The organism is Achromobacter sp. ACM05 (genome assembly GCF_019218915.1).
Classification (GTDB): domain Bacteria; phylum Pseudomonadota; class Gammaproteobacteria; order Burkholderiales; family Burkholderiaceae_B; genus Achromobacter; species Achromobacter animicus.
Genome location: NZ_JAHUWQ010000001.1, coordinates 1,012,566 through 1,039,049 on the forward strand (window position 1 = coordinate 1,012,566; position 26,484 = coordinate 1,039,049).

23 protein-coding genes and 1 riboswitch are annotated in these 26,484 nt (G+C 67.0%); of the genes, 14 read left to right on the plus strand and 9 right to left on the minus strand.

What is annotated here, in order from left to right:
- Positions 1 to 30 precede the first annotated feature (30 nt).
- From KW836_RS04635 to metF, 5 genes are all read left to right on the plus strand, one after another.
- Positions 31 to 267, plus strand: a complete 237-nt coding sequence (locus tag KW836_RS04635; protein ID WP_175124935.1) for a DUF1289 domain-containing protein — start codon at positions 31 to 33, stop codon at positions 265 to 267.
- 159 nt (positions 268 to 426) lie between these two features.
- Entirely contained in the window at positions 427 to 1,473 is a 1,047-nt protein-coding gene (locus tag KW836_RS04640; RefSeq protein WP_175186188.1) for a glycosyltransferase family 1 protein, read from the plus strand.
- A 61-nt stretch (positions 1,474 to 1,534) separates the two neighbouring features.
- A riboswitch (S-adenosyl-L-homocysteine riboswitch) is annotated at positions 1,535 to 1,669 on the plus strand.
- 100 nt (positions 1,670 to 1,769) lie between these two features.
- The gene (gene ahcY, locus KW836_RS04645; protein ID WP_175124937.1) at positions 1,770 to 3,188 is read left to right on the plus strand and encodes an adenosylhomocysteinase; all 1,419 of its coding nucleotides are present in this window, start codon (positions 1,770 to 1,772) and stop codon (positions 3,186 to 3,188) included.
- Between the two features lie 123 nt (positions 3,189 to 3,311).
- The gene (locus tag KW836_RS04650; RefSeq protein ID WP_056327402.1) at positions 3,312 to 3,647 is read left to right on the plus strand and encodes a phage holin family protein; all 336 of its coding nucleotides are present in this window, start codon (positions 3,312 to 3,314) and stop codon (positions 3,645 to 3,647) included.
- A 133-nt stretch (positions 3,648 to 3,780) separates the two neighbouring features.
- Positions 3,781 to 4,623, plus strand: a complete 843-nt coding sequence (gene metF, locus KW836_RS04655) for a methylenetetrahydrofolate reductase [NAD(P)H] (RefSeq protein ID WP_218342564.1) — start codon at positions 3,781 to 3,783, stop codon at positions 4,621 to 4,623.
- Positions 4,624 to 4,751: 128 nt separating this feature from the next.
- On the opposite strand, the gene KW836_RS04660 is transcribed toward metF, so the two are convergent.
- Entirely contained in the window at positions 4,752 to 5,750 is a 999-nt protein-coding gene (locus KW836_RS04660; RefSeq protein ID WP_218342565.1) for a tripartite tricarboxylate transporter substrate-binding protein, read from the minus strand.
- Positions 5,751 to 6,011: 261 nt separating this feature from the next.
- On the minus strand, positions 6,012 to 7,109 hold the full coding sequence (locus tag KW836_RS04665) for a LacI family DNA-binding transcriptional regulator (protein ID WP_218342566.1): 1,098 nt from the start codon (positions 7,107 to 7,109) through the stop codon (positions 6,012 to 6,014).
- Between the two features lie 225 nt (positions 7,110 to 7,334).
- Here KW836_RS04665 and KW836_RS04670 point away from each other — a divergent pair, with 225 nt between their 5' ends.
- The 7 genes from KW836_RS04670 (at position 7,335) to KW836_RS04700 (ending at position 14,588) form a co-directional block, all read left to right on the plus strand.
- Positions 7,335 to 8,426 (plus strand): Gfo/Idh/MocA family protein, encoded by a 1,092-nt coding sequence (locus KW836_RS04670; RefSeq protein ID WP_218342567.1) that lies wholly within the window; start codon positions 7,335 to 7,337, stop codon positions 8,424 to 8,426.
- 31 nt (positions 8,427 to 8,457) lie between these two features.
- Entirely contained in the window at positions 8,458 to 9,372 is a 915-nt protein-coding gene (locus KW836_RS04675) for a sugar phosphate isomerase/epimerase (protein ID WP_175124945.1), read from the plus strand.
- 130 nt (positions 9,373 to 9,502) lie between these two features.
- On the plus strand, positions 9,503 to 10,681 hold the full coding sequence (locus KW836_RS04680; protein WP_218342568.1) for an aldose 1-epimerase family protein: 1,179 nt from the start codon (positions 9,503 to 9,505) through the stop codon (positions 10,679 to 10,681).
- Positions 10,678 to 11,439, plus strand: a complete 762-nt coding sequence (locus KW836_RS04685; RefSeq protein WP_218342569.1) for an SDR family NAD(P)-dependent oxidoreductase — start codon at positions 10,678 to 10,680, stop codon at positions 11,437 to 11,439. The genes KW836_RS04680 and KW836_RS04685 overlap by 4 nt, the downstream gene beginning before the upstream one ends.
- A gap of 32 nt (positions 11,440 to 11,471) precedes the next feature.
- The gene (locus KW836_RS04690; RefSeq protein WP_175136830.1) at positions 11,472 to 12,665 is read left to right on the plus strand and encodes a CaiB/BaiF CoA-transferase family protein; all 1,194 of its coding nucleotides are present in this window, start codon (positions 11,472 to 11,474) and stop codon (positions 12,663 to 12,665) included.
- Positions 12,662 to 13,807 (plus strand): extracellular solute-binding protein, encoded by a 1,146-nt coding sequence (locus KW836_RS04695; RefSeq protein ID WP_218342570.1) that lies wholly within the window; start codon positions 12,662 to 12,664, stop codon positions 13,805 to 13,807. The genes KW836_RS04690 and KW836_RS04695 overlap by 4 nt, the downstream gene beginning before the upstream one ends.
- Before the next feature lie 10 nt (positions 13,808 to 13,817).
- Entirely contained in the window at positions 13,818 to 14,588 is a 771-nt protein-coding gene (locus KW836_RS04700) for an enoyl-CoA hydratase/isomerase family protein (RefSeq protein WP_128829573.1), read from the plus strand.
- Positions 14,589 to 14,659: 71 nt separating this feature from the next.
- Here the strand turns inward: KW836_RS04700 and KW836_RS04705 are convergent, their stop codons facing one another.
- The 5 genes from KW836_RS04705 to KW836_RS04725 all read right to left on the minus strand — a co-directional run bounded on the left by KW836_RS04705 (position 14,660) and on the right by KW836_RS04725 (position 19,809).
- Positions 14,660 to 15,523, minus strand: coding sequence for a proteasome-type protease (locus tag KW836_RS04705; RefSeq protein ID WP_175136824.1), 864 nt, complete (start codon positions 15,521 to 15,523; stop codon positions 14,660 to 14,662).
- A gap of 88 nt (positions 15,524 to 15,611) precedes the next feature.
- Positions 15,612 to 16,415 (minus strand): transglutaminase family protein, encoded by an 804-nt coding sequence (locus KW836_RS04710; protein ID WP_175136823.1) that lies wholly within the window; start codon positions 16,413 to 16,415, stop codon positions 15,612 to 15,614.
- 13 nt (positions 16,416 to 16,428) lie between these two features.
- Positions 16,429 to 17,403, minus strand: a complete 975-nt coding sequence (locus KW836_RS04715) for an alpha-E domain-containing protein (protein ID WP_218342571.1) — start codon at positions 17,401 to 17,403, stop codon at positions 16,429 to 16,431.
- A 2-nt stretch (positions 17,404 to 17,405) separates the two neighbouring features.
- Entirely contained in the window at positions 17,406 to 18,836 is a 1,431-nt protein-coding gene (locus KW836_RS04720; protein WP_218342572.1) for a circularly permuted type 2 ATP-grasp protein, read from the minus strand.
- Positions 18,837 to 19,134: 298 nt separating this feature from the next.
- Positions 19,135 to 19,809, minus strand: a complete 675-nt coding sequence (locus KW836_RS04725; protein ID WP_175186170.1) for a 5-formyltetrahydrofolate cyclo-ligase — start codon at positions 19,807 to 19,809, stop codon at positions 19,135 to 19,137.
- 69 nt (positions 19,810 to 19,878) lie between these two features.
- Between KW836_RS04725 and KW836_RS04730 the strand changes: the two genes are divergently transcribed.
- Entirely contained in the window at positions 19,879 to 22,017 is a 2,139-nt protein-coding gene (locus KW836_RS04730; RefSeq protein ID WP_370633005.1) for a transglycosylase SLT domain-containing protein, read from the plus strand.
- Positions 22,014 to 23,123 (plus strand): CCA tRNA nucleotidyltransferase, encoded by a 1,110-nt coding sequence (locus tag KW836_RS04735; RefSeq protein WP_218342573.1) that lies wholly within the window; start codon positions 22,014 to 22,016, stop codon positions 23,121 to 23,123. Before KW836_RS04730 ends, KW836_RS04735 begins: the two co-directional genes overlap by 4 nt.
- Before the next feature lie 126 nt (positions 23,124 to 23,249).
- Here KW836_RS04735 and KW836_RS04740 read toward each other — a convergent pair whose 3' ends face one another.
- Positions 23,250 to 24,437, minus strand: coding sequence for a class I SAM-dependent methyltransferase (locus KW836_RS04740; RefSeq protein WP_218342574.1), 1,188 nt, complete (start codon positions 24,435 to 24,437; stop codon positions 23,250 to 23,252).
- Between the two features lie 88 nt (positions 24,438 to 24,525).
- Positions 24,526 to 26,322 (minus strand): DEAD/DEAH box helicase, encoded by a 1,797-nt coding sequence (locus KW836_RS04745; RefSeq protein ID WP_218342575.1) that lies wholly within the window; start codon positions 26,320 to 26,322, stop codon positions 24,526 to 24,528.
- Positions 26,323 to 26,484: the final 162 nt, after the last annotated feature.

Below are 26,484 nucleotides of genomic sequence, written 5' to 3' on the forward strand. Positions count from 1 at the left end.
GGACGCACCCCTGGTGTTAACCTTCGGCCCATGAATCGTTACTTCGCCGATCTTTCCGAATTGCCCGACGCCGAGGACGCCCAGCGCGCCTTCAAAGCGTCGGATTCACCCTGCGTGGCGGTGTGCTCCACGCTGTTCGACGACATCTGCCGGGGCTGCGGCCGCACCGCCATGGAAGTCGCCAACTGGGTGTTCATGTCGGAAGAAGAAAAGCGCGAAGTCTGGATCCGCATCAAGTCGCAAGGATATCCGCGGCGTAACAACTGACGCGCTGCGCACTTGACGCGCCGCCGCGCCTGGGCATGACCGCGCCGCCCTCCACATTGAAGCCACGTTAAAGACGCGAAGCCGCGCGCTTGCGTCCCCGTCTTGGGCTTGTCACATGGCGCAGGCTGAATAGCGCCATTGCCCACTTCCGGCTCCATCATGCGCATCGTTCTCGTCACGGATGCCTGGCATCCGCAAGTCAACGGCGTCGTCCGCACCTGGTCGACCATGCGGCAGATCCTCAGCGACTGGGGCCACGAGCTGATCGTGGTCAGCCCCGAGGGCAGCCGAACCATCCCCGCGCCCTCCGAACCCGATCTGCGGCTGTGCCTGCAACCCGGCCGGCAACTGCGCCGCATCCTGGGCGACACCATCCCCGACGCGCTGCACATCGCCACGGAAGGCCCGCTGGGTCTGGCCGCCCGGCGCATGGCGATGCGGCGGGGATGGCGCTTCACCACGTCGTTCCACACCATGTTTCCGGACTACCTGCAGGCGCGCATGGGCATTCCTGCCGCGCTGCCGTGGCGCTACCTGCGCTGGTTCCACCGGCCGTCGCAATGCGTGCTGGTGCCCACCCCCACGGTGCGCGACATCCTGGTGCGACGGGGTCTGGCGAATCTGCGCGTCTGGTCGCGCGGGGTCGATCCGCGCAAGTTCCAGCCCTCGGCCAGCCAGGCGTTCCAGGACCTGCCCCGGCCGGTCTGGCTGAGCGTGGGCCGCGTAGCCAAGGAAAAGAACCTGGATGCCTTCCTGTCCCTGGATCTGCCGGGCAGCAAGGTGGTGGTGGGCGCAGGACCTGACGAGGCCCGCCTGAAGAAGCGTTTTCCGGACGCGGTCTTCCTGGGCATGCAGCAGGACGGTGCGCTGCCCGGCTTTTACGCGGCGGCCGACGTGTTCGTCTTTCCCAGCCTGACCGACACCTTCGGGCTGGTGATGCTGGAGGCCATGGCCTGCGGCACGCCGGTGGCGGCCTTTCGCAGCGAGGCGCCGCTTGCCGTGGTCGAGGAGGGCGTGACGGGCCGGCTGGACGACGATCTGAAGCGGGCCTGTCTGGCCGCGCTGCCGCTGCACCGGGACGCGGTGCGCGCGCAGGCGCTGACCCGCAGCTGGGATTCAGTCGCGTCGGACCTGCTGGACGCACTGGTGCCGCTGACCCAGGGTGATTCGCGCGGGGCGGCCAACGACTGGGCGACCACCACCTGAGACACACGCGCCGCCCGGATTTGCTAGCCGCGCGGCGCGCCAACCTTGTACAATGCCCGGCAATCCTGAGGAGCGTTGCGACGACCCTGCGGTCCCCCATGTGTCTTACCCATGCGGACCCCGGCTCGCCAGGCTCAGGAATCCTTGTTCAAGCGCCGCGCCCCGCGCGTCGCTACAGCAACGGCGCTCACCTTTGTCGCGTATGGCGGGAAAGGCGAGCACTCGACTGTCGTGGTGTATTCGCGTTGTCCGGCCATCTCGTGCGCCGTTCGTATTTCACGTGGAGCCTACACACCATGAACGCTGTGACTGATAAATCCTTTTCCGACTACCTCGTCGCCGACATGTCGCTGGCCGGCTGGGGCCGCCGCGAACTGGCCATCGCCGAAACCGAAATGCCCGGCCTGATGGCCATCCGCGAGGAATTCGCCGCATCGCAGCCGCTCAAGGGCGCGCGCATCGCCGGCAGCCTGCACATGACCATCCAGACCGGCGTGCTGATCGAAACGCTGGTGGCCCTGGGCGCCGAAGTGCGCTGGGCCTCGTGCAACATCTTCTCCACGCAGGACCACGCCGCCGCCGCCATCGCCGCGTCCGGCACCCCGGTCTTCGCCGTCAAGGGCGAGACGCTGGAAGAGTACTGGCAGTACACCCACAAGATCTTCGAATGGCCCAATGGCCAGAACGCCAACATGATCCTCGACGACGGCGGCGACGCCACGTTGATGCTGCATCTGGGCACCAAGGCTGAAAAGGACATCTCGGTGCTGGCCAACCCGGGCAGCGACGAAGAGCGCATCCTGTTCGCCGCCATCAAGGAAACCCTGAAGCGCGATCCCAAGTGGTATTCGACCCGCCTGGCGCTGATCAAGGGCGTGACCGAAGAAACCACCACCGGCGTGCATCGCCTGTACCAGATGTCGCAAAAGGGCGAGCTGGCCTTTGCCGCCATCAACGTCAACGACTCGGTCACCAAGTCCAAGTTCGACAACCTGTACGGCTGCCGCGAATCGCTGGTTGACGGCATCAAGCGCGCCACCGACGTCATGGTCGCCGGCAAGATCGCGGTTGTGGCCGGCTACGGCGACGTGGGCAAGGGCTGCGCCCAGGCGCTGGTCGCGCTGCGCGCGCAAGTGTGGGTCACCGAAATCGACCCGATCTGCGCCCTGCAGGCCGCCATGGAAGGCTTCAAGGTCGTCACGATGGAAGAAGCCGCCGCCCACGGCGACATCTTCGTCACCGCCACCGGCAACTACCATGTGATCACGCGTGAGCACATGAACGCCATGAAAGACCAGGCCATCGTCTGCAACATCGGCCACTTCGACAACGAAATCGACGTCGCTGCCCTGGCCGATTGCCAGTGGGAAGAGATCAAGCCGCAGGTCGACCACGTCATCTTCCCGGACGGCAAGCGCATCATCCTGCTGGCGCAGGGCCGTCTCGTGAACCTGGGCTGCGCTACCGGCCACCCCTCGTTCGTGATGTCGTCCTCGTTCGCCAACCAGACGATCGCCCAGATCGAACTGTTCACGCGCAACGACGCCTACAAGTCCGGCGAAGTCTACGTGCTGCCCAAGCACCTGGACGAGAAGGTCGCCCGCCTGCATCTGAAGAAGCTGGGTGTCAAGCTGACGACCCTGCGCAAGGACCAGGCCGACTACATCAGCGTGCCGGTCGAAGGCCCCTACAAGCCCAACCACTACCGCTATTGATGGATGTAGCACAATAGGAAAATTCCGCGCCATGTCGGCGCGGGTTTTCCGGTCTGCGGGTCACGCCCGTCGCCGCCCGGCGCCGACGGGTCCGCGGAGCGTCAATACAGGAGTTCGAACATGGTGACACTGATACTCGTCTGGATCCTGAACGCAGTGGCCTTGCTGGCCGTTGCCTACCTGCTGCCCGGCATCACGGTGGCCAGTTTCGGTTCGGCGCTGATCGCCGCGCTGGTGCTGGGCTTGGTGAACATGCTGGTCAAGCCGGTCCTGGTGCTGCTGACGCTGCCCATCACGATCGTTACCCTTGGGCTCTTCCTCATCGTCATCAACGCCTTGCTGTTCTGGTTCGTGGGCTCCGTGCTCAAGGGCTTCCAGGTCAACGGGTTCTGGTGGGCCGTGGGCGGCGCCATCCTCTACAGCATCATCTCCGGTCTCCTGACCAAGCTGATCCCGTAGAGGTAGAGGGCCCCCCCGAGCGCTGCGCGCTTCCCCCAGGGGCGTGCCTGCGGACCGGCGGAGCCCGGATCCGCGGCACCCCGCGGGGGCCGCACCTGCCCTAAGCGGCGCTTGGCGCCATAAAAAGATTGATATGTCCGAATCGAACTCTCCTGCTTTTAGTCTGGAATTCTTTCCTCCGCGTGATCTGGCCGGCCAGGAGCGTCTGGTGCGTGCGGCCAAGCAGATGCTGGCCATCCAGCCCAAGTACGTCAGCGTGACGTTCGGCGCGGGCGGTTCCACGCGCGCCGGCACGGCCGACGCGGTGCGCACGCTGCGCAATCTGGGCTGCGATGCGGCGCCGCACTTGTCGTGCGTGGGCGCGTCGCGCCAGGATCTGCGCGACATCCTGCAGGCCTACAAGAACGAGGGCGTGCGGCGCGTGGTGGCCCTGCGCGGCGACCTGCCGTCGGGTATGGGCGGCGACGCGGGCGAACTGCGCTACGCCAATGAACTGGTGTCGTTCATCCGCGAGGAAACCGGCGACTGGTTCCACATCGAAGTGGCCGCCTATCCCGAAATGCACCCCCAGGCCGCCAATCCGTCGGCCGACCTGGACCATTTCGTGACCAAGGTGAAGGCCGGCGCCGATGCCGCCATCACGCAGTATTTCTTCAACGCCGACGCCTATTTCGACTTCGTCGACCGCGCCCGCGCCAAGGGCGTGCACGTGCCGATCGTGCCGGGCATCATGCCCATCACGAACCACACGCAGCTGCTGCGGTTCTCGGAAATGTGCGGCGCAGAAGTGCCGCGCTGGATCCGCCTGCGCCTGGCCGAATTCGGCGACGACAAGGCCTCCATCCGCGCGTTTGGCGTGGATGTGGTGACCGAGCTGTGCCAGACCCTGCTGGACAACGGCGCGCCCGGCGTGCACTTCTACACGCTGAACAGTTCTGAAGCGCCGCTGGCGATCTGGAAGGAACTGACGGTCTGAAGCTTCAAAGGCAGCGGGCTCGCGGCCCGTGCAAGGCAGAAAGGCCGGCGATATCCGCCGGCCTTTTTTTTGTTGGCGCGCGCTGTCCGCGCCAGAGACCGGGGCGTCGTAGGACGTCGCAGCCCGCATCAATCCGCGTACACACCCGCCTTCCGAATCACCCCGCCCCACTTGTCCACTTCAGACTTCAGCCACGTCTGCAGACCCTCGGGCGTCTGCTTGGCCTCGGGCACGATTTCGGCGCCTAGTTCGGCCATCTTTTGCGTGAATGCCGGGTCCTTCAGCGCGGTGCGCAGCGCGGCGTTGAACTTGTTGATCGCCTCGGGCGGAGTGCTGTTCGGCGCATAGACGCCGTGCCACACCTTCACCTCGAAGTCCTTCAGGCCGCCTTCCTTCAACGTGGGGGCGTCCGGGAGCGCCTTGATGCGGTCCAGCGTGGTGACGCCGTACAGCTTGACGCGTTCGGCCTTGATCTGCGGGATGGTCTGCGTTGTCTGGTCGCACAGCACGTCCACCTGTCCGCCCAGCAGCGCGGTCATGGCCGGCGCGGTGCCCGCGTAGGGGACCGTCGTGAACTGCACGCCCAGCGACTCCTGCAGCAGCATGCCGCACAGCTGCGACACGGCGCCCAAGCCGGCGTTGGCCAGGTTGATCTTGTTGCCGTTTTCCTTGGCGTACTTGATGAAGTTGGCCATGCCGTCGGCCGGCAGGTCCTTTCGGCCTAGCAGGGTCATCGGCACGTCGGCGACCTGGCCGACATACGAGAAGTCGGTCAGCGGATTGAACGACAGCTTGCGGTACAGCGCCGGAGCCGTCGCCATGCCGTTGTGGTGGATCAGGAAGGTGTAGCCGTCGGGTGCGGCGCGCGCTACGTGTTGCGAGGCCAGCGTGCCGCCGGCGCCGGTGCGGTTTTCGATGACGATGCTCTGTCCCAGCGTCTTGGCCATGGAGGCGCCCAGGCTGCGGGCCACGACGTCGGTGGGACCGCCCGCGGCAAACGGCACGACTAGCGAAATCGGGTGATTCGGGTAGGCTCCTTGCGCGCCGGCGTTGCCAACAGCCAGGCAGGACAGGGCCAGCACGGGCCAGGCTGCGCGCTGGATCGCGCGCGCGTATCGGTGGGACATGTCTCGCTCCTTGTAGTGTCTTTGGCCCGCGATGCCGCGCATGGCGGGCAGGCATCGGCAGTGTGGCGCGACAAGGGCGAGGTTGGGAATTCGCGGTTTCGCAAGCCGGGCTTCGGCGTGCGGAAAGGAGGGTTTACGTGGACTTGCCGGCAGAAGCGCTAAAAAGCGTGCGTGTAGTGCCTCGGATGGGCTGGATCTTGCCTGGGCCCGGGCTGGCGCGAACCGCGCGCACGGGTTCCAGACCGGGCCCGCGCCGGGCCATCACGGCTCCGGAATGTTTTCCCGGAAGATCACCTGCAGCCGGGGTAGGTAGCTGGGTTCCGGTGCGCCCTTCACGGCCGCCACCAGGAGCTTCACGATCTCCCGTGCCTCGACGCGCGGGTTCTGGTCGATCACGGCGTCCATCGTGCGATCGAGCAGCAGGCGGCGCGTGGCTTCGGTGAGGTCGTGGCCGACGAAGACGATGCGAGGGGCGGACGACGCCTTGTCCGGGCGGGCCGCGATCGGCCGGGCCGCGATCGGCCGGGCCGCGTCCGGCCACGCGTCGGCCGCCCATGCCTCAGCCGGCCGCGCCTCCTTCAGCGCCCGCGCGATGCCCTGATTGCCCGCGCCGATGTTGTAGATCGCGTGCGGCGGGTCTGTGCGCAGCAGATCCTGCGTGACGGCAAAGGCGCGGTCGCGGTCGTCGCCGATCTCGAGCGTGTGGGCGATGCGCAGGTGCGGAAACTCTTCGCTCAGCAGCGAGCGAAAGCCCATCTCGCGCTCTTCGTGGCCGCGATAGGCCAATGACCCCACGAACACCGCGACCTTGCGTTCGGTGTGCTGCGGCAGAAATCGGCCCAGCAACAGCGCGGCCAGGCGGCCTGCGGCGCGGTTGTCGATGCCCACGTACCCCAGGCGCGCCGAGATCGGAATGTCCGACACCAGGGTGCTCACGTGCACGCCACTGTCGCGCAGCGCCATGATGGCGTCGCGCACCTGAGGATGGTCCAGCCCGACCAGGCCAACCGCCTGCGTCTGCTCGCGCAGTTCGTAGAGCTTTTTCGCGAGCTTGTTGGCGTCGAATCCCTCGATCAGATGCAGGCGGGCCTGCACGTCGGGGCGGGCGGCGGCTTCTTCGAGCAAGTGCCGGCCCAGCGCGGTCATGAAGCTGTTGGTGCCGGCGGGTAAAACGAAATCGACCCGCACGTCCTGACTGGCGGCCTCGGCGCCCGGGACGAAGTAGCCCAGGCGATTGGCAATCGCCAACACGCGGTCGCGCGTCTTGCCGCGCACGCCGTCCCGGTCGTTCAGGACCCGGTCCACCGTGGCGGTGGACATGCCGGCTTCACGGGCAATGAGGGAAATGGTGGGGCGCATGGGGGATCAGGCTCTCAATACACCATCAGGACGATGGCAGCGCGGCCATCATAAGCCATCATTTGCAATCATTCGAGATCAAAAAGGTAACGCCGCAGCCCTATGAGCGCCGACCGTCTTTACCCATGATTGTTTTGATGTGATTATCGCGGCTCAATACATCAAACACAGCACGGCAGGATGCCAGGCAGTCGACAGTGCATACCAGGCCGGCAGGAGGAGCACATGTCGAACCCTACCTTGGTGCCCGACCCCCCCGTCCGCGAACGGCGCTTTCGCATCGGCTGCATCGGCGCCGGCATGATCATGGCCGAGTGCCATCTGGCGGCCTATCAGCAGGTCGGCTTCACCGTGGCGGCGATCGCGTCACGCACCCGCAGCAAAGCGGCCGCGGTTGCTGAACGCTATGGCATCCCGTGTGTGCATGACGACCCCCTGGCCCTGATCGCGGATCCGCAGATCGAGATCGTGGACATCGCGTATCCGCCCGACCAGCAGCCCGCGCTGATCCGCGCCGCATTGCGCGCCCCGCACGTGCGCGGCGTGCTGGCGCAGAAGCCCCTCGCGCTGTCGCTGGATGAAGCCCGCGCCTTGCGCGACGAGGCCCGGGCCGCCGGCAAGATCCTGTCGGTGAACCAGAACATGCGCTACGACCAGTCGATGCGCACGCTCAAGCAGCTGCTCGACCAGGGCGTGCTGGGCACGCCGGTGTTCGCGCAGATCGACATGCACGCAATCCCGCACTGGCAGGACTTTCTGCGCGGCTACGACCGTCTGACGCTCTCGAACATGAGCGTGCATCACCTCGATGCCCTGCGCTATCTGTTTGGCGAGCCCACCGAGATCACCAGCATCACCCGTCCCGATCCGCGTACCGAGTTCGCGCATCAGGATGGGCTGGTGAGCACCACGCTGCGCTTTGGCAACGGCCTGCTCGCGCTGTCGCTCGAAGACGTGTGGTCGGGTCCGCGGGCCGAGGGATACCCCGACGACCAGCACATCCGCTGGCGCGTGGAAGGCACCGAGGGCGTCGCGCGCGGCACCATCGGCTGGCCCACCGGCGAGCCGTCGACCCTGAGCTACGCCTCGCGCGCGGCCAATGGCCATACCGACGGGCGTTGGGTGACGCCCACGTGGGACACGATGTGGTTTCCGCATGCCTTCATCGGCGTGATGGAGCAGTTGCAGTACGCGCTGGCCAGCGGCACCGAGCCTGCGTTGAGCGTGACCGACAACGTACGCACGATGGCGCTGGTCGAGGCCGCGTACACGTCCATCGCCGAAGGCCGCACGGTACGGCTGCCGGCTGTTGAATAACCAGACAGAAAAACAGACGGAGACAACCATCATGATCCAGACCGGAATCTTCTCGGGCTACTTTCCCTATGAGCTGGAGCGCACCGCCAAGGTGATCCGCTCGCACGGCTTCAACACCGTGCAGCTGGACCTGCATTTCAAGGATATGGAGCTGGGCCCGGGGCAACTGACCGCGCAGAAATGCACGCAGATCCGCGACACCTTCCGCAACTACAACCTGCCGGTGTCCTGCATCTCGGCCTACACCAACATCGTGCATCCCGATCCCGCCGAGCGCCAACGCCGCAACGGGTATCTGAAAGAGATCCTCACGCACGCACGCCAGTTGGGCTCGCCTTACGTGATCTCGGAAACCGGCACGTTCGACACCGAAAGCGACTGGGTGCATCACCCCAAGAACAAGACCGAGGAAGGCTGGGACCAGTGCCGCGCGGTGATCGCCGAGCTGTCGCAGCATGCCTACGACCATGGGGCGGTTTTCCTGCTGGAGACCTACGTGAACAACGTGGTGGGGTCGGTCGAGGAAACGCTGCGCATGTTCGCCGAAGTAGACCACCCGGGCCTGGGCCTTCTGATGGACCCGACGAACTTCTTCGAAGCGCACAACATTGACCAGATGGACCGCACGCTCAATCAGGTGTTTGACGCGCTCTCAGACAAGATCTGCATCGCGCATGCCAAGGACGTGAAGCGTTCGGGTGATGACAAGTCGGAAAAGCACAGCGACATCGGTGACGACAGCGCGGCGGAAAGCCATACGTTCCGTGGGGTAGGGGAGATCGAGTTGCCGGCGCCGGGCCTGGGCGCGCTCAATTACGACCTGTACCTGCAGCGCCTGGCCAAGAAGCACCCCAACATTCCCATCATCATCGAACACCTGACTGAAGACGACGTGCCGCGCGCCAAGCAATTCCTCGACGAGCGGCTGCGCGCGAACGGTCTGTAGGCCGGCGCCCCAAGCAGTACCGGCGCGCCGCGAAGCCATCAACGAACAGCGTCCGCGGCGCTCCTCTTGAACACGATTCCGAACACCGATACCGGTGGACGCGCGCCCGCGCATCCGCCAGGGAGAACTCATGCCTGACTTTTACGGAACCTGGATGACGCGCCGCGACGTAGAGGCGCGCACCGGACAGCTTGCGCAGTTTGCCGGCGTACGCCTGATGACGCTGGACGACGGGCTGGAGCGCGGTATCCGCATGCTGGAGTTCCGCAGCGGCACGGGCCTGCGTTTTACGGTGCTGGTGGATCGGGCGATGGACATCGCCGACTGCGAATATCGCGGTATGGCCATGGGATGGCAATCGCCGTCGGGCTTTCGCCATCCCGGCCTGCATGACTACGAAGGCGAGGGCGGACTGGGCTGGATGCGCTCGTTCTCCGGCCTCATGATCACCTGCGGGCTGGATCACATCCTGTTCATGTACGACGCACCGGCCGACAACTATGTGTACGGCCCGCGCAAGACGGCCAAGCAATCCATCCATGGCCGCGTCGGCACCATTCCCGCGCGGCTGACCGGTTACGGTGAACGCTGGGATGGCGATCGCTGCGTGCTGTGGGCCGAAGGCGTGGTGAGTCAGGGCACGGTGTTCGGTGAGCATCTCGAACTGCACCGCCGCATCGAGATCGAGGTGGGCACCAACGACATCAAGCTGTCGGACCGTGTCGTGAATCGCGGCTTCTACCGCACGCCGCACATGCTCTGCTATCACATCAACCTGGGCTATCCGGTGCTGGATGCAGACTCGCGCTATCTGGCGCCGATCCGCGACGTGGTGTGGGCCGCGCACGAGCAGGACTACCGCAAGCAGGGCGTGGGCTACCGCCGCATGCCGGCGCCGCAGCTGGGCTTTCATGAGCAGGTGTGGCAGCACGAGATGGCCGCCGCGGCCGACGGCAGCGTGCCGGTCGCCCTGGTGAACGATGCGTTGGGCCTGGGCATGCAGGTCAGCACCTACAAGCATCAATTCCCCTGCCAGTACCAATGGCAGAACCTGCAATCCGGCCAGTATGCAATGGGCATCGAGCCCTCCACCAACCATGTGCTGGGCCAGGGCGCGGCGCGCGAGCGCAACGAGCTCATCTGGCTCGAGCATGGCGACGAGCGCCGCTACGACACCACGTTCAGCGTGCTGGGCTCGGCCGCCGACATCGCGGCCTGCGAAGCTCGTATCCGCGCAATCGCGGTGCAGCCCGAGACCGACTATCCGCCGGTGTCGGGACGCTTTGCGCCCATCGCGGGGCGCACATGAGCGCGCGCTTCTCGTTGCAAGGCCGCCGCGTGCTGTACACGGGCGCCGCGGGCGGCTTTGGCGTGGGCACCACGATTGCGCTGCTGGAAGCGGGCGCACGTGTGATTGCGCTGGACAACCACGCCGGGCATATCGATCGCTTGCGCAGCACCGTGCCGGCGCAGTTGGCCGGCCAGCTTCAGATCCTGCAGGCCGACCTTGCCGACGCCAGCGCGCTGCAATCGCACCTTGAGCGGCTGACGGCCGAGGGCACGATCGACGTAGTCATCAACAACGCGGCCATCTATCCGTCGCGCCCGTTCGAGGAATACAGCGATGCCGAGCTGGCGCGCGTACACCGTGTCAACGTGGAGGCCGCCGTGCAGATCGTGCGCGCGGCACTGCCGGGCATGCGCGAACAGCAGTGGGGCCGCGTGATCAACATCTCGTCGATCACCCTATCGGGCGGTTGGGAAAACCTGCTGCCCTACGTGCAGTCCAAGGGCGCGATGGTGGGGGCCACACGCGCCTTCGCCCGCGAGTTCGGCAAGTGGGGCATCACGGTCAACGCCATTTCGCCGGGCGCCTTTCCGACCGACGCCGAGAAGATCCATCCCGATCCCGAGGGCTACAACCGCATGGTGCTCGAACGCCAATCGGTCAAGCGCCGCGGGCACGCCGGCGACATCGCCGCGGCCATCTTGTTCCTGGCCTCGGACGAGGCGGGTTTCATTTCCGGACAGACGCTGGCGGTGGACGGCGGCTGGGTCATGCACTGAGGCGCATCGGCGCCACGCAAAGGGTAGAAGCAATGAGCATTCTTTCTGGCTACAAGGTTCTGGACTGCTCCATCGCCATGGCGGGGCCGTTCGCGGCGCAGCGCCTGGGTGACCTGGGCGCCGACGTGATCAAGATCGAGCCGCCCACCGGCGAATGGCAGCGGCACGCGCCCGCCGGCGGCATCACGGGCAACAAGATCAACGTGTCGTTTCTTTCGCTGAACCGCAACAAGCGCTCGCTGGCGATCGATCTGAAGAGCGCCGGCGGCAAGGAGATCATCCAGAAGCTCGCGGCGCAGGCCGATGTGTTCATCCAGAACTATCGGCCTGGTGTGGCCGGCCGCCTGGGCGTGGATTACGAGACCCTGTCGGCCCTGAACCCGCGCCTGATTTATGTATCGATGTCGGGCTTCGGCGAAGACGGCCCCTATGCCACGCGCCCCGGGCAGGATCTGCTGTTGCAGGCGATGTCTGGCGCGATGCTGTCGTCGGGCCGGGCCGGCGAAGCGCCGCGTGCGGCGGGCCAGTATGTGGTCGACGCCGTCACCGCGTACTGCGCCTTCGAAGGCGTGCTGGCCGCGCTGCTGCACCGCGAGCGCACCGGCGAGGGCCAGAAGGTCGAGGTCAACATGCTGGATGCGATCACCACGATCCAGATGCAGGAGCTCTCGGTGTTTACCGTGGGGCACAAGCCGCAGGTGCGCAGCGCCGAGCCGCATGCCCACGTGTACATCCGCGCGCCCTATGGCACCTTCGCGACGACTGACGGCTATCTGGCGCTGGCCATGCCCGACATGAAGGTGCTGGCGCGCGTGACCGAAGAGCCGCGCCTGGCGGCGTATACCGAGCGCGACGGTTGGGAAAAGCGTGACGAGATCTACGCGCTGGTGCGCGATACGCTGGCCAAGGCTTCGACCGCCGACTGGTTCGCCAAACTGGATGCCGCCGGCATCTGGTGCAGCCCCGTGTATGGCTATGCCGATCTGGTCGAAGATCCGCAGATCGCGCACAACGGCACGTTCGTCGAATACGACCATCCGACCGAAGGCCGGATCAAGACGCCAGGCTTTCCGATCCGCTTTTCCAAGACGCCGAGCCAGGTGGTGCGCGGTGCGCCGCTCACCGGTCAGCACACCGACGAAGTGCTGCGCGATTTTGGCTTCAGCGATAACGAGATCGCCGCCCATGCGGCGTCGGGTGCAGTGTTGCGTGGAGCCTCGGAATGAGCGAGCGCGCGCTGCCGTATCGCGGGCTGACCTGGGATCACCCGCGCGGCTTCAACGCCCTGCACGCGGCGACGGCCCACACGCCGCTGGTGCACTGGGACAAGCAATCGCTCGAAGGCTTCGAGTCGGCGCCGATTGCCGAACTCTGCGCCCGCTATGACCTGGTGGTGCTGGATCATCCGCATCTGGGCGAAGCCCTGGCGCACGATTGCCTGCAGCCGCTGGACACCGTGTTCGCGCCCGACGAGCTGGCGCGGATCGCACGCGACAGCATCGGACTGTCGTACGACAGCTATCGCATGGCCGATCGCCAATGGGCGCTGCCGCTGGACGCCGCCACGCAGGTGATGGCCACGCGCGCTGATCGGCTCGACGGCCCCGCGCCGCGCACATGGGATGAGGTGCTGACGCTGTCGCAACGTAGCGGCTCGGTCGCGCTCAGCTGGGGTGGTCCGCATCCGTTTCTGTCGTTGCTGTCGATCGCCGCCGCCATCGCGCCCGACTCCGACCTGCGGCCGCACGGCGCCTGGCATGACGAGGCGACGCTCGCCGGCGCGTGCGACGTGCTCACCGAACTGGCGCGTCGCACGCCCGCGCACGCCCTGGCGTACAACCCGATCGCGTTGCTTGGCCACATGAGCGCGCGCGATGACATCACGCTCTGCCCGCTGGTCTATGGCTACGTGAACTACGCCACGTCGGCGGTCGCCAAGCCGCTCACGTTCCGCGACGCGCCGCACGATGATGCTGGGCAGCCCGGGTCGATTCTCGGCGGCACCGGCATCGCGATTTCGCGGCGCTGCATGGTAGGGCCGGAACTGCGCGCGCATCTGTTGTGGCTGCTGGCAGCCGATACCCAAAGCCGCTTCATCCCGCAGCACGAAGGACAGCCCAGCCATCGTGGCAGTTGGGCCGACGCAAGCGTGAATGCGGCCAGCGGCGACTTCTACGCCAACACGGCCCGCACGTTGGAAGCGGCCTCGATCCGGCCGCGGCACGACGGCTACATCGCCTTTCAGAGCGAGGCCTCGCAGTTCCTGCGCGATGGCGTCGCCGCCGGTGCATCGTCCCATGCATTGGCGCGCGGCCTGACCGAGCGTTTCGAGGCCAGCCTGGCCGCCACCCCAAGCACTCCGCAATAAGGATGTCGACGTGAGCGCACTCGTCAATCTCAGTATCGATGGCCATGTCGCCATCATCGAACTCAACCGCCCAGAGAAGCTGAACGCGATGACGCCCGAGATGGCCGATTTGCTGATCGCGGCGGTGGAGCAATGCAATACCGACGCGCAGGTGCGCGCGGTGATCTTGACCGGTGCGGGTCCCAAGGCCTTCTGCGCCGGCTCGGACATTACCGAGCTGGACCGCTACGCGACGCCCTGGGATTTTCGCAACCGGCTCGACTACTGCGACTGCGTGCGCATGTTGAAAAAGCCCACGGTGGCCGCGATCAACGGCTACACCTTCGGCGGCGGCCTTGAGATGGCATTGGCCTGCGATATCCGCATCGCCGCCGACAACGCGCGCCTGGGCGCGCCAGAGATCAAGCTGGGCTGGATCGGCGGCGGCGGCATGACGGCGCAGCTTGTCCATGCCATCGGCCCGAGCAACGCCGCACTGATGGTGCTGACCGGCGACCCCATCCGCGCCGAGCAGGCGCTGGCCTGGGGCCTGGTGAGCGAGGTGGTGCCGCAAGAACAACTGCGCGAGCGCGCGCAGGCGCTTGCCGCCACCATCGCCTCGCGCGCGCCCATCGCGGCCGAGACGGCCCGCGTCAATCTGCGCGCCGCGCTGTCGATGCCGCTGGAGAAGGCCGTGGAGTACGAGCGCGATCTGCAGGCGATCTGCTTTGCCACCGCCGACGCCAAGGAAGGCCGCAAGGCGTTTGAAGAAAAGCGCGCGCCGAAGTTCGAGCGGCGCTGATGTGTCGGCGTCGTTGAAGGGTGAGGGCCGCTGAAGGGTGGACGCCCGCCCTGTGTTGCGCCCGAACCGCCTCAGTTGGGCTGGTCCTTGCCCGGCTCTTCGGCCAGCACCTGCGGCGTCACGTAGGGGGCGTGGGCGGTGTTGACGGGCTCCATGCGCAGCGGCTGGTGCACGCGCGACGGCGGCACCAGTGAGCCGGGGGCGTCGGGATTGGTCCACGACGGATCCGGGATTTCCGCAAAGACCTGGCGCAGGCGTTCACCCCAGGTGCCGCGGATCATGCGGAAGTATTCGTTGTGTTCGTCGATGCTGGCAAAGTGCGTCACGCGCAACGAGTTGGCGCTATACACAAGCAGGTCCAGTGGCACGCCGACCGAGATATTGGAGCGCAGCGTGGAATCCATGGAGATCAGCGCGCACTTGGCGGCCTCGTCCAGCGAGGTGTCCGGCTGCAGCACGCGATCCAGGATGGGCTTGCCGTACTTGGCCTCGCCGATCTGGAAATACGGGCACTCCTGGCCGGCCTCGATGAAGTTGCCCGCCGAATACACCTGGAACAGGCGGCATTGTTCGGTGCCGATCTGGCCGCCGAAGATCATGCTGACGTTGAAATCCACGCCCTGCTCGTGCAGGGCGGCGGCCTCGCTGCGGTAGACCTCGCGCACCGCCGCGCCCACCAGCCGCGTGGCCGCGAACATGTCGGGCGCGTTCCAGAGGGTGTCGGCGCCTTCTTCGCGCTGACGGGTCAGCACGTTCAGCACGGCCTGGCTGACCGCCAGATTGCCGGAGGTCATCAGGACCATGACGCGCTCGCCCGGCAGTTCGAAAACGGTCATTTTGCGAAAGACGCTGATCTGGTCGACGCCCGCATTGGTGCGCGAGTCGGAGAGAAACACCAGGCCGGCGTCGAGGCGGGCGGCTACGCAGTAGGTCATGATCGGAAAGAGGGAAAACCACCACGCATTGTATTGCGGCGCGGCGGGGCGGATGTAACGGCATACTGCGGCGGCTTATTGCTGCCGGCTACTGCTGCGCGCCGGCCTGGACCTGGACGCTGATCTCCATCGATTCCTCGCCGCCGCCGGTGCGCACGCCGCGCACAGGCGAGGCCGAGTCGTAGTCCCGGCCCACCGCCAGCCGGCAATGGCACTCCGAGGCGAACTGGTTGTTGGTGATGTCCACGCTGGTCCAGCCCACGTCGGGCAGCCAGACGTCCGCCCACGCGTGGCTGGCCGCATGTTCGGCGGTGGTGTACAGGTAACCGCTGACGTACCGCGCCGGCACCGCCAGGCCGCGCACGCAGGCCAGGAAGAGGTGGGCGTGGTCCTGGCACACGCCAAGGCCCAGGGCCAGCACCTGATCGGCGGCGGTCGTCACGTCCGTGGTGCCGGGCACGTAGGCCACGCGTCCGTGGATCGCCGCCGCCAGTTTCAGGATGTCGTCCGACGTCGACAGTCCATTCGGCAACACTGCCCGCGCAAAGGCCAGAATCGTCTCGTCCGCCTGCGTCAGCCGCGTCGGCACGCAATAGGCGTGCACCGGCAGGCGGCTGTCTTCGCTGCCCAGCACGCCGCGCGTCAGCGGCGCCACCAGCACCTGGCCGGAGACGCGCAGTTCGATGTCGCTGTGCGGCTGGTTCAGCGTCAGGGTATGCGTGATGTTGCCGTAGGCGTCGACCTGCTTGTCCAGTTCGCCCGGAGCCTCGATGTGCCAGCGCAGCACGCGCTGGTGCTCGTCGTCGCGCGGCGTCAGGCGCAGGGTCTGGATGCTGTAGTTGACCGGCGCCGTGTAGCGGTAATGCGTGACGTGCGTGATGATCTGCTTCATTGCCTCTCCCGTGTTAGGCCGACAGCGGCACCAGGAAGTCCTGGCTGATCCGGTTGCCCAGGTCGTTGATGCGGTCCAGGAAGCGATCCAGGTAGCGGTGCAGTCCGCTCGCCAGTATGTCTTCGACGCGCCCGTACTGCAGCTCCGCACATAGCATGCCCGCGCGGCGCTCGGTTTCCGTGGAGCGCTGATTCGAGACGCGCGCCAGGTCGCCGGCCACCGCCCGCATCGCGGCCAGCAGCGATCGCGGCATGTCGCCATGCAGGATCAGCAGTTCAGCCACGCGGTCGGGCGTGATGACATCACGGTACACCTTGCGGTAGATCTCCAGGCCGGACACGGAACTGAGCAGCGCCGACCAGCGGTAGAACTCGCTTTGCACGGCGGCCGCGCCGGCCGGTTCCGCACGGCTGTCCTGCGCGCCCGCGCCGCCGCGTTCATGGAACTTCACGTCCAGCATGCGCGCGGTGTTGTCGGCGCGTTCCAGATGCATGCCGATGCGCATGAAGTACAGCGCCTCGTCTTCCAGCATGGTGGCGATCGTGACGCCGCGCGCCAGATGCGAGCGGAACTTCACCCACTCGAAGAACTCGCCCGGATTGCGCTCCAGCAGGCCGGTGTGCAGGTGCTTGAGAAGTTCAAGCCAGGTGGTGTTGTAGGTTTCCCAGACTTCGGTCGTCAGGCTGCCGCGCACCGCGCGCGCGTTTTCGCGAGCGGCGCGCATGCAGGCATAGATCGATGACGGATTTTCCGGATCGCGCACCATGTACTGCAGCACGTCGTGCGGCGATATGGAGGCGTATTTGCTTTGGTACAGGCCCTGCAGCTCGGAAATGCGCAGCACGCCCAGCCACGAGCCTTCGCGCGTGTGCGTGTCCTGCGGCAGCAGCGACATCTGCAGGTTCACGTCCAGCATGCGGGCGGTGTTTTCGGCGCGCTCGGTGTAGCGGCACATCCAGAACAGGTTGTCGGCGGTTCGGCTCAGCATGGTCAGTCCTCCAGCACCCAGGTGTCCTTCGTGCCGCCGCCCTGGCTGCTGTTGACCACCAGCGAGCCCTCGGTCAGCGCCACGCGGCACAGGCCGCCCGGCACGGTGCGGATCTCCTTGCCGCACAGCACGTACGGACGCAGGTCCACGTGGCGCGGCGCGACGCCTGATTCCACGTAGGTCGGCGTGGTCGACAGCGCCAGCGTGGGCTGCGCGATGTAGTTGCCGGGGTTGGCGCGCACGCGGTCCCTGAACGCGTCCACGTCGGCGCGCGAGGCGGACGGCCCGACCAGCATGCCGTAGCCGCCCGCGCCGTGCACTTCCTTGAGCACCAGTTCGTGCATGTTGGCCAGCACGTGCGACAGCTCGTCCGGCCGGCCGCAGCGCCAGGTGGGCACATTCGACAGGATGGGTTCTTCGCCCAGGTAGAAGCGGATCATGTCTGGCACGTACAGGTACGTGGATTTGTCGTCGGCGATGCCGGTGCCGATGGCGTTGGCCAGCGTGACGCGGCCGGCGCGATACACCGACAAGAGGCCTGGCACGCCCAGCGCGGAATCGGCGCGAAACGCCAGCGGATCCAGAAAATCGTCGTCCAGCCGGCGGTAGATCACGTCCACCTTGCGCGGCCCACGCGTGGTGCGCATGTAGACGGTGTTCTGTTCGACGAACAGGTCCTGGCCTTCGACCAGTTCCACGCCCATCTGCTGCGCCAGGAACGCGTGCTCGAAGTACGCCGAGTTGTACATGCCCGGCGTCAGCACCACCACGGTGGGGTCGTCGCCGCCGTGGGGCGCGACCTCGCGCAGGTTGTCCAGCAGCAGGTCGGGGTAGTGGGCCACCGGTTCGACCTTGACGCGGCCGAAGGCGTCCGGCATCAGCCGCATCGACATCTTGCGGTTCTCCAGCATGTACGACACGCCCGACGGCACGCGCAGGTTGTCCTCCAGCACATAGAACTCGCCGGCGCCCGCCCGCACGATGTCCACGCCGGCAATGTGGCAGTAGATGTCCTCGGCCACGTCGACGTCCTGCATCTCGGGGCGGTATTGCGCGTTCAGGAAGACCTGCTCGGCTGGCACGATGCCGGCGCGCACGATGTCGTGGCCGTGATAGATGTCGCGGATGAACAGGTTCAGCGCACGCACGCGCTGCTTCAGGCCCGCCTCCAGGAGCCGCCATTCGTCGGCGGGGATGATGCGGGGGATCAGGTCGAAAGGGATGAGGCGCTCGGTGCCGGCGGCGTCGCCCGCCACCGAGAACGTGATGCCGACGCGGCGAAAGCTCAGGTCGGCCTCGAGCCGGCGCACGGACATGGCCTCGGCCGACTGCTCGTTGTGCCAGCGCTCGAATGCCTGATAGTGCGCGCGGATGCGGTTTTCGCCGTCGCGCATTTCGTCATAGGCGGATGGGCGGGCGGGTCTGTCCATCATGGCTCCTCCGGTGCAGATGCATATCTACAAGCAACCCGCATGCCAGGTTTGGCGGTTGGCGGGCGCCACGGAGTCAATATGCGCTGCGGACGGGGGAATTGCCATCCCCACGGCGGACGACGCGGAGATCGGGGGACAGGCCGCGCCACGGCGGGCGCGGGGGCGTTGGAAGGCGCACCACGCTGGTGCGCCCTCGCGAAGCTGCTGATGCGTCAGGCTGGTGCGTCGCCGGGTGCGCCGACGGGTGCGTCAGTGGGGGCATCGCACGGGTGCGTTGGTTGCACCGCAGACCGGCGTGTCAGTTCATCCGATACGAATGCAGGACCGATCCGCCTGTCTTGCCTTCCTCGAGCGGGGCGTGCGGCACCCAGCCGTCCTGGGTCAGCACCGCGTCCAGGCGGACGTCATGCGCGGCGGGGACGTATCCCGGCTCCAGCTCACCGCAGCTCCAGGCGATGCCGATGGCGGTGAACGCGTGGCCGCGTTCGCGCAGGGCGGCGAGCGTGCGGTCGTAGTAGCCGCCGCCGTAGCCCAGGCGATCGCCCTGTTCCGTGTAACCGAGGGTGGGCACCAGAACGACATCAGGCAGCAGTTCGGGACCGGCCACTGGCTCCTGGATGCCGTAGGGGCCGGCGCGCAGCTCGGCCTCGGGCGTCCAGGGCAGGAACGCGAGCGGCGCGTTGCGCTCGCGCACCACGGGCAGGGCGACGGTCATGCCGGCCTCGCTCCATTGCGTCAGCAGAGGGCGCAGATCGGGTTCGTCGGCCATGGGCCAGAACGCGGCGACGGTTGTGGGGGCCGGATTGCCCGCCTGCACGGCCTGGTCGCGGGCGACGTTCAGCCACGTGAACAGGCGCGCGCGCATGAGCAAAGCGCCCCGGCTGCGCTGGTCTTCCGGCAGGTCTGCACGCAATTTTCGCAATCGCGTGCGCTCCTGGACTGCGGTATCCTCTTGAGTATTTTGCGTAGTCATGCTGTGGCTGTAACCGGGGGGTTGAAGATGAAGGCAAACATGCTGAAGACGAACTTGCGTAGGCTCAGCATGCGGGTGCGTCGAGAGACAGGCGCCCAGCAGCCACCACGGTATCAGAAATCCTCGTCCCAAGCCGCCGACGCCCGCTCCGGGCTGTACCGCGGGTTGCACCGCTTTCTCCCGCTGGTGGCGCTGTTCACCGCCGCCTGTGCGCCCGTTGATGCGCAGCAGCGCAGCGCCGCCGTCAATCCTCAGCCCCAGCCCGCCGTGCAGGCCGCCCAGCCGATGATCGCGGTGCCGCCCGTGGCGCTGGCGGGCCTGCCGCCTACTGCCGAAACCCCCGCGCTGGCCGCCGTGGTCGCCGCCCGCGAGGCCATGAGCCGCAAGCAGTGGTCCGTTCTGGGCGTGCTCGTGCCGCAGGCCAAGGGCGATCCGCTGGGCATGTACCCCGAGTACTGGCTGCTGCGCTACCAGCTCTGGACGCCGCCCGCCTCGGGCCGTCCCGTCGCGGCCCTGCAGCAGTTCATCAACAGCAATGGCGACGCCTACCTGGCCGACCGCCTGCGCGGCGACTGGCTGCTGGCTGCCGCGCGCAGCGGCGACTTCGAAACCGTGCGCAAGCTGGCGCCCGTGAAGAACAGCAACGCGCAGATCGAATGCGCCATTCTTGACGCCAAGCACATGACCGGCCAGCGCGCCACCGCCGCGCAGGCGATGGCCGTCTTCGCGCCCGGCAGCGCGTGCTGGGCGCTGTACGACCAGCTCGTGGCCGACGGCATCCTGGGCTGGGAGCAGCTTGAACCGCAGCTGCGCGACGCCATCGAGGCCAACAAGACCACCGACGCGCGCAAGTTCGTGCAGTACATGTTCGAGCCGCGCGACGTGAAGACCTACGACGTCCTGATGAAGGACCCCATGAAGTGGCTCACGCGCCAGGACCGCATGCCGGTGGGCCGCAACGAAAAGGAACTGGTCACGATCGCGCTGGCCCGCCTGGCGCGGTCGGACGTCAGCGTCGCCGATTCCTATCTGCGCCGCGAATGGGCCAAGTCGATGTCCAAGCAGAATCTGGCCTGGGTGCGGGGGCAGTACGCGCTGGCCGCCGCGCTGGGCTTGGACAGCCGCGCCAACGACTGGTACCGCGAGGCCGGCCATATCCGCATGACGGAATACAACGCCGCCTGGAAGGTGCGCGCGGCGCTGCGCCAGCCCAAGATCGACTGGAAGTGGGTCATCGAATCCATCGACGAGATGCCGGCCTCGCAGCAGGCCGAGACCGCGTGGGTGTACTGGAAGGCCCGCGGCCAGGCCGCGCAGGGCCACAAGGAAAAGGCCCAGGCCGCCTATGCCAGCATCTCCGACCGCTTCGATTTCTACGGCCAGCTCGCGGCCGAAGAACTTGGCCGGCGCATCAACGTGCCGCCGCGTCCGGCGCCCATCAGCGACCGCGAGATCGCCGAGGCGCGCGCCAATCCGGGCCTGCAGCGCGCCGTGCTGCTGTTCCGTCTGGGCTGGCGTGCCGAGGCCGTGCCTGAATGGAATTTCACGCTGCGCGGCATGAACGACCGTCAGCTCATGGCGGCCGCCGAACTTGCCCGCGCCGAAAACATCTACGACCGCGTGGTCAACACGTCGGACCGCACGGAAAAGGAATTCGACTTCAGCCAGCGCTTCATCGCGCCGTTCGAGGGCCGCGTCACCGCCAAGGCCAACGCCATCGCGCTCGATCCGGCGTGGGTGTACGGGCTGATCCGCCAGGAATCGCGGTTCATCATGGATGCGCGCTCGCATGTGGGCGCCTCGGGCCTGATGCAGCTCATGCCCGCCACGGCCAAGTGGGTCGCCGGCAAGATCGGCATGAGCGACTTCACCCCTGGCAGCGTCAATGATTTCGACACCAATACCGAACTGGGCACCAACTACCTGAACATCGTGCTGCGCGACCTGAACGGTTCGCAGATGCTGGCCAGCGCAGGTTACAACGCCGGTCCGGGCCGGCCGCGCAACTGGCGCTCGACGTTCACGCATCCGGTTGAAGGCGCCATCTTTGCCGAGACCATCCCCTTCACCGAAACGCGCACGTACGTCAAGAACGTGATGTCCAACGCCACGTACTACGCGGCGATGTTCACCGGCCAGCCGCAATCGCTGAAGGAACGCCTGGGCAACATCGTGCCGGTCGGCACTGAAACCGCCGCGGCGCAATGACGCGGGACCCGGCCACCGAGGGCCTGCGCGCCTACATCGTCGGCGGCGCCGTGCGCGACGCGCTGCTGGGCCTGCCGGCTGGCGATCACGATTGGGTCGTGGTGGGCGCCACGCCCGAGGACATGACGCGCCGCGGCTTCATTCCGGTCGGCGGCGATTTTCCCGTCTTCCTGCATCCCCGCACGAAAGAGGAATACGCGCTGGCCCGCACCGAACGCAAGTCGGGGCGAGGCTACAAGGGCTTCACTTTTTATACGGGCACGGACGTCACGCTGGAGGAAGACCTGCGTCGCCGCGACCTCACGGTCAACGCGATTGCGCAGGACGAGAACGGACAGCTCGTCGACCCGCTGAACGGCGCCGACGACCTGCGCGCCCGCGTCTTTCGGCACGTGGGCGAGGCGTTCGAGGAAGACCCCGTGCGCATCCTGCGCCTCGCCCGCTTTGCGGCGCGCTTTGGCGATTTCAGCGTGGCGCCGGAAACGATGACGCTGTGCCGGCGCATGGTGGCGGCTGGCGAGGCCGATGCGCTGGTGGCCGAGCGCGTCTGGAAGGAACTGTCGCGCGGCCTGATGGCGCAAACGCCTTCGCGCATGCTGGGCGTGCTAGCCGAATCCGGCGCGCTGGCGCGCGTGATGCCCGAACTGCAGGGCGTGCAGGAAGTGGGGCCGCAGGTCGACCGCGCCGCGCAGCAGGGCTTGCCGCTGGCAAGCCGCTACGCGCTGATGTGCCGCCTGACGCCCGATCGCGAGGCGCTTGGTCGCCGGATGCGCGTGCCCACGGAATGCAACGACTATGCGCGGTTGCTGCCTGATGTGCTGGACGCGCTCGATGCATTGGACGGCATGCCGGACGGCGCCGACGCGCAACTTGCGCTGATGGAGCGCGCCGACGCCTTGCGCAAACCCGAACGCTTTTTTGAATTGCTGGATGCCGCGGCCGTGTTGCGCGCGGTGGATATGCCCGCCTGGCAGGAACGGGTGGCGGCGGTGCGCGGCGTGGACGCGGGCGCCATCGCCAAGGCGTGCGCGGGCGAGCCGGCGCGCATCAAGGAAAGCGTGCGCCAGGCGCGATTGGCGCGATTGGTGGATCTGCAGGCGGGCTGATTCGGCCGGCCGCTGCGGCGCTTGCCGCAGTTGCACATCGCAGCCGCTTGCCGCAGTTACTCGTCACAGTTATTCGCCGCAGTTACTCGCCGCAGCCGCTCAGCGCCGTCGGCCACTACTCGTCGCTTACAGCTTGCCCAGCCGGTCGCCGCGTGAAAACCCGGACAACGGCGCCGTCATGCCGCGGCCGATGGCCAGCACCTTGAACAACTCGCCCATCTCGGCCTCCGACAGCAGCTTCTGCACGGGCGCGACCGCCTGCGCGTAGGCCTGGGCATCGGACGGGTCCAGCCCGGCCAGCAGATCCATCAATCCGGCGTTCATCAGAAAGCGGGCCTGCGAGGTGTAGCCCAGCACCTGCATGCCCGCCTCAAGGGCGGCTTCCGCCATCGCGGTGAAGTCCACGTGCGCAGTGATGTCCTGCAGGCCCGGCGCGGTGAAGGGGTCGCCATGCGCATGGTGACGCAGGTGGCACATCAGCGTGCCGCCCGCGCGCTGCGGATGGTAGTACTCGCTGCGCGGAAAGCCATAGTCCACCAGCAAGGCCGCGCCGCGCTCGAGCCAACTGCCCATCGCGGCGATCCACGCCTCGCCCTGCAGATTGATTTCGGACACATAGCCGGGCAGCGCGGGCATGCGTGCCGCAACGGCGGTGGCCAGGGCCGCCGGGGCCGGCCGATTTTCCCACGTGAACCCGCCGTTCGCATCCACCGTCACGCCGCGTTCCTGCACCTGACCCGCTTCGCTCCAGGCAAAGAGCGACACGGGCATCGCGTCCAGCACCTCGTTGGCCAGCACGCAGCCCGAAAACGCGTTCGGTAGCGCATCCAGCCACTGCACCCTGTCGCCGAAAGGCGCCAGCCGTTCGGCCTGTCGGGCGCGCAGGTCCGCCGACACTTCCAGGATCCAGTAGCGCGTGTCGGCCAGGCCCAGCGCATCCAGTTCATGCAGCACGCCTTCGGCCAGCGCGCCGGTGCCGGCGCCGAACTCCAGCACGTCGTGCGTGCCGGTCTGGCGCAGCACCTCGGCCGCCTGGCGCGCGAGCGTGCGCGCAAACAGCGGCGTGAGCTGTGGTGCGGTCACGAAGTCGCCGGCTGGCGTCTTGCCACCGTCGTCTGCATCGGCCAGCTTGACGTTGCCTGCCGCGTAATAGCCCAGCCCGGGGGCATACAAGGCTTCCGCCATCCAATGATCGAACGGGAGCCAGCCGCCGTTGGACGCGATCGCGGCGCGCAGGTGGGCGGCGGCGGCGTCGCTGTGCTCACGCGCGGCGGGGGAAAGTGGGGGCAGATTGGCGGGGGCGGGGCGTTGCATGGGCGGCAGAGACGTGGGTAAACCGGCATTTTCCCAAAAAAAAACCCCACGGCATGGCCGCGGGGCTTTTTTGAATCAGGCGTGGGGATCAGCCGCGGCGATCGTTCGACTTGCCGAAGCGCTTGGCGGGGGCGCCAGGACGCTTGTCGAACGAGGGCTTGCCACGGAAACCGCCTTCGGGGCGATCACCGCCGCGGAAGCCGCCTTCGCGCTGCGGACGGTCGCCGAAGCTGGGACGGTCGCCAAAGCTGGGGCGCGCGTCGCGATCGCCACCACGGAAGCCGCCTTCACGCGGGGCACGCTCGCTGAACGGGCGGGCATCGCGCTGCGGACGGTCGCCATAGCTGGGACGGTCACCGAAGCTGGGACGCGAATCGCGGTCGCCGCCGCGGAAGCCGCCTTCACGCTGAGGACGGTCGCCGAAGGGACGATTGCCCTGGTAGCCGCCTTCGCGCTGGGGACGATCGCCGAAGCTGGGACGGTCACCGAAGGAACGCTGCGGGCGGTCGCCAAACGGGCGGTCGTCGAACGAACGGTTGCCTTGGTAGCCGCCGTCGCGCGGCTTGAACTCGCCACGCGGGCCGCCGAACGAACGGCCTTCACGCGGTGCGCCATCGCGCGGCGCGCCGTCGCGGTTACCTGCAAAGCCGCCCGAATGGCGCGAACCGCCGAAACCGCCGGGACGCTTGCCGAAAGGCTTGCCATACGGCTTGCCACCGCCGCCGCCGGTGGACGGACGCGGGGTGCGCTTGGGTTCCAGGCCGGCGATCACTTCAGGGGTGATGGACTGGCCGATGTAGTGCTCGATACGGCGGACCTTGTGGCGCTCGGAGTGCGTGGCCAGCGTGAAGGCCAGACCGTTGCGGCCGGCGCGGCCCGTGCGGCCGATGCGGTGCACGTAGTCTTCGGCTTGCATCGGCAGGTCGAAGTTGACGGCGTGGCTGATGCCTTGCACGTCGATGCCACGGGCGGCCACGTCGGTGGCGACCAGGATGCGCAGCTGACCGCGCTGCAGTTGCGACAGCGTGCGGGTGCGTTGGCGCTGGTTCATGTCGCCGTGCAGGGCAGCGGCGGCAAAGCCTTGGTCGGCCAGGCGGTCGGCCAGGTCGTCCGCGCCGCGCTTGGTCGACGTGAAGACGATGGCTTGATCCAGCGAGGCGTCGCGCAGCACGTGATCCAGCAGTTGCATCTTGTGGCTGGCATCGTCCGCGTACAGCAGGCTTTGCGTGATGTTGGTGTGCTTTTCCTTGGCGCCGGCGATCTCGATGCGCTGCGGCTCGCGCATCATGCGCGAGGCCAGCTTGGCGACGGTGCCGTCCAGCGTGGCCGAGAACAGCAGCGTCTGGCGGCCTTCGGGCAGGCGCTCGACGATGGTCTCGATATCTTCAATGAAGCCCATGTCCAGCATGCGATCGGCTTCGTCCAGCACCAGCGTGTGCACGGTGTTCAGCTTGACGCGGCCCGATTGCAGGTGGTCGATCAGGCGGCCCGGGGTGGCGACCAGCACGTCAACGCGGCGCGACAGCGCCTTCAGTTGCGCGCCGTAGGGCATGCCGCCCACGACGGTCGCGGTGCGCAGGTCGGCCAGCTTGCGGCCGTAGGTGGCGGTGGCTTCCGTGACTTGCAGGGCCAGTTCGCGGGTCGGGGTCAGCACCAGCACTTGCACGCCGACGCCCTTGTTGGCGGGCATCTGGGCGATGCGGTGCAGGGCGGGCAGCATGAAGGCGGCGGTCTTGCCGCTGCCGGTCTGCGAGGACACCATCAGGTCGTGGCCGGCCAGTGCTTGCGGAATGGCGGCGGCTTGAACGGAGGTGGGGGTGGTGAAGCCAGCTTCTTGAACGGCCGACAACAGGGCGGGCGCGAGACCCAGGGTATCGAAAGACATTACTTTCCCTTGCCGCAATCAATGCGACGCAGTGCTTGGTCGGGCCAGGGGATTAGGCGGCCGGATCCAGGCGACGGTTGATGGAGCATCGTGCCGACCGGATCAACCATGCGCGTGGCGCGTTCTCTTGTACTGATGGAACGCAGGGCGAAAGGAAAGGGG

Bases quoted from the DNA above. Each gene is read 5' to 3' on its own strand.
- KW836_RS04635 (WP_175124935.1), top strand. From the start codon at position 31: ATGAATCGTTACTTCGCCGATCTTTCCGAATTGCCCGACGCCGAGGAC.
- KW836_RS04640 (WP_175186188.1), top strand. From the start codon at position 427: ATGCGCATCGTTCTCGTCACGGATGCCTGGCATCCGCAAGTCAACGGC.
- ahcY (WP_175124937.1), top strand. From the start codon at position 1,770: ATGAACGCTGTGACTGATAAATCCTTTTCCGACTACCTCGTCGCCGAC.
- metF (WP_218342564.1), top strand. From the start codon at position 3,781: ATGTCCGAATCGAACTCTCCTGCTTTTAGTCTGGAATTCTTTCCTCCG.
- KW836_RS04660 (WP_218342565.1), bottom strand. From the start codon at position 5,750: ATGTCCCACCGATACGCGCGCGCGATCCAGCGCGCAGCCTGGCCCGTG.
- KW836_RS04665 (WP_218342566.1), bottom strand. From the start codon at position 7,109: ATGCGCCCCACCATTTCCCTCATTGCCCGTGAAGCCGGCATGTCCACC.
- KW836_RS04670 (WP_218342567.1), top strand. From the start codon at position 7,335: ATGTCGAACCCTACCTTGGTGCCCGACCCCCCCGTCCGCGAACGGCGC.
- KW836_RS04675 (WP_175124945.1), top strand. From the start codon at position 8,458: ATGATCCAGACCGGAATCTTCTCGGGCTACTTTCCCTATGAGCTGGAG.
- KW836_RS04680 (WP_218342568.1), top strand. From the start codon at position 9,503: ATGCCTGACTTTTACGGAACCTGGATGACGCGCCGCGACGTAGAGGCG.
- KW836_RS04685 (WP_218342569.1), top strand. From the start codon at position 10,678: ATGAGCGCGCGCTTCTCGTTGCAAGGCCGCCGCGTGCTGTACACGGGC.
- KW836_RS04690 (WP_175136830.1), top strand. From the start codon at position 11,472: ATGAGCATTCTTTCTGGCTACAAGGTTCTGGACTGCTCCATCGCCATG.
- KW836_RS04695 (WP_218342570.1), top strand. From the start codon at position 12,662: ATGAGCGAGCGCGCGCTGCCGTATCGCGGGCTGACCTGGGATCACCCG.
- KW836_RS04705 (WP_175136824.1), bottom strand. From the start codon at position 15,523: ATGACCTACTGCGTAGCCGCCCGCCTCGACGCCGGCCTGGTGTTTCTC.
- KW836_RS04710 (WP_175136823.1), bottom strand. From the start codon at position 16,415: ATGAAGCAGATCATCACGCACGTCACGCATTACCGCTACACGGCGCCG.
- KW836_RS04715 (WP_218342571.1), bottom strand. From the start codon at position 17,403: ATGCTGAGCCGAACCGCCGACAACCTGTTCTGGATGTGCCGCTACACC.
- KW836_RS04720 (WP_218342572.1), bottom strand. From the start codon at position 18,836: ATGATGGACAGACCCGCCCGCCCATCCGCCTATGACGAAATGCGCGAC.
- KW836_RS04725 (WP_175186170.1), bottom strand. From the start codon at position 19,809: ATGACTACGCAAAATACTCAAGAGGATACCGCAGTCCAGGAGCGCACG.
- KW836_RS04730 (WP_370633005.1), top strand. From the start codon at position 19,879: ATGCGGGTGCGTCGAGAGACAGGCGCCCAGCAGCCACCACGGTATCAG.
- KW836_RS04735 (WP_218342573.1), top strand. From the start codon at position 22,014: ATGACGCGGGACCCGGCCACCGAGGGCCTGCGCGCCTACATCGTCGGC.
- KW836_RS04740 (WP_218342574.1), bottom strand. From the start codon at position 24,437: ATGCAACGCCCCGCCCCCGCCAATCTGCCCCCACTTTCCCCCGCCGCG.
- KW836_RS04745 (WP_218342575.1), bottom strand. From the start codon at position 26,322: ATGTCTTTCGATACCCTGGGTCTCGCGCCCGCCCTGTTGTCGGCCGTT.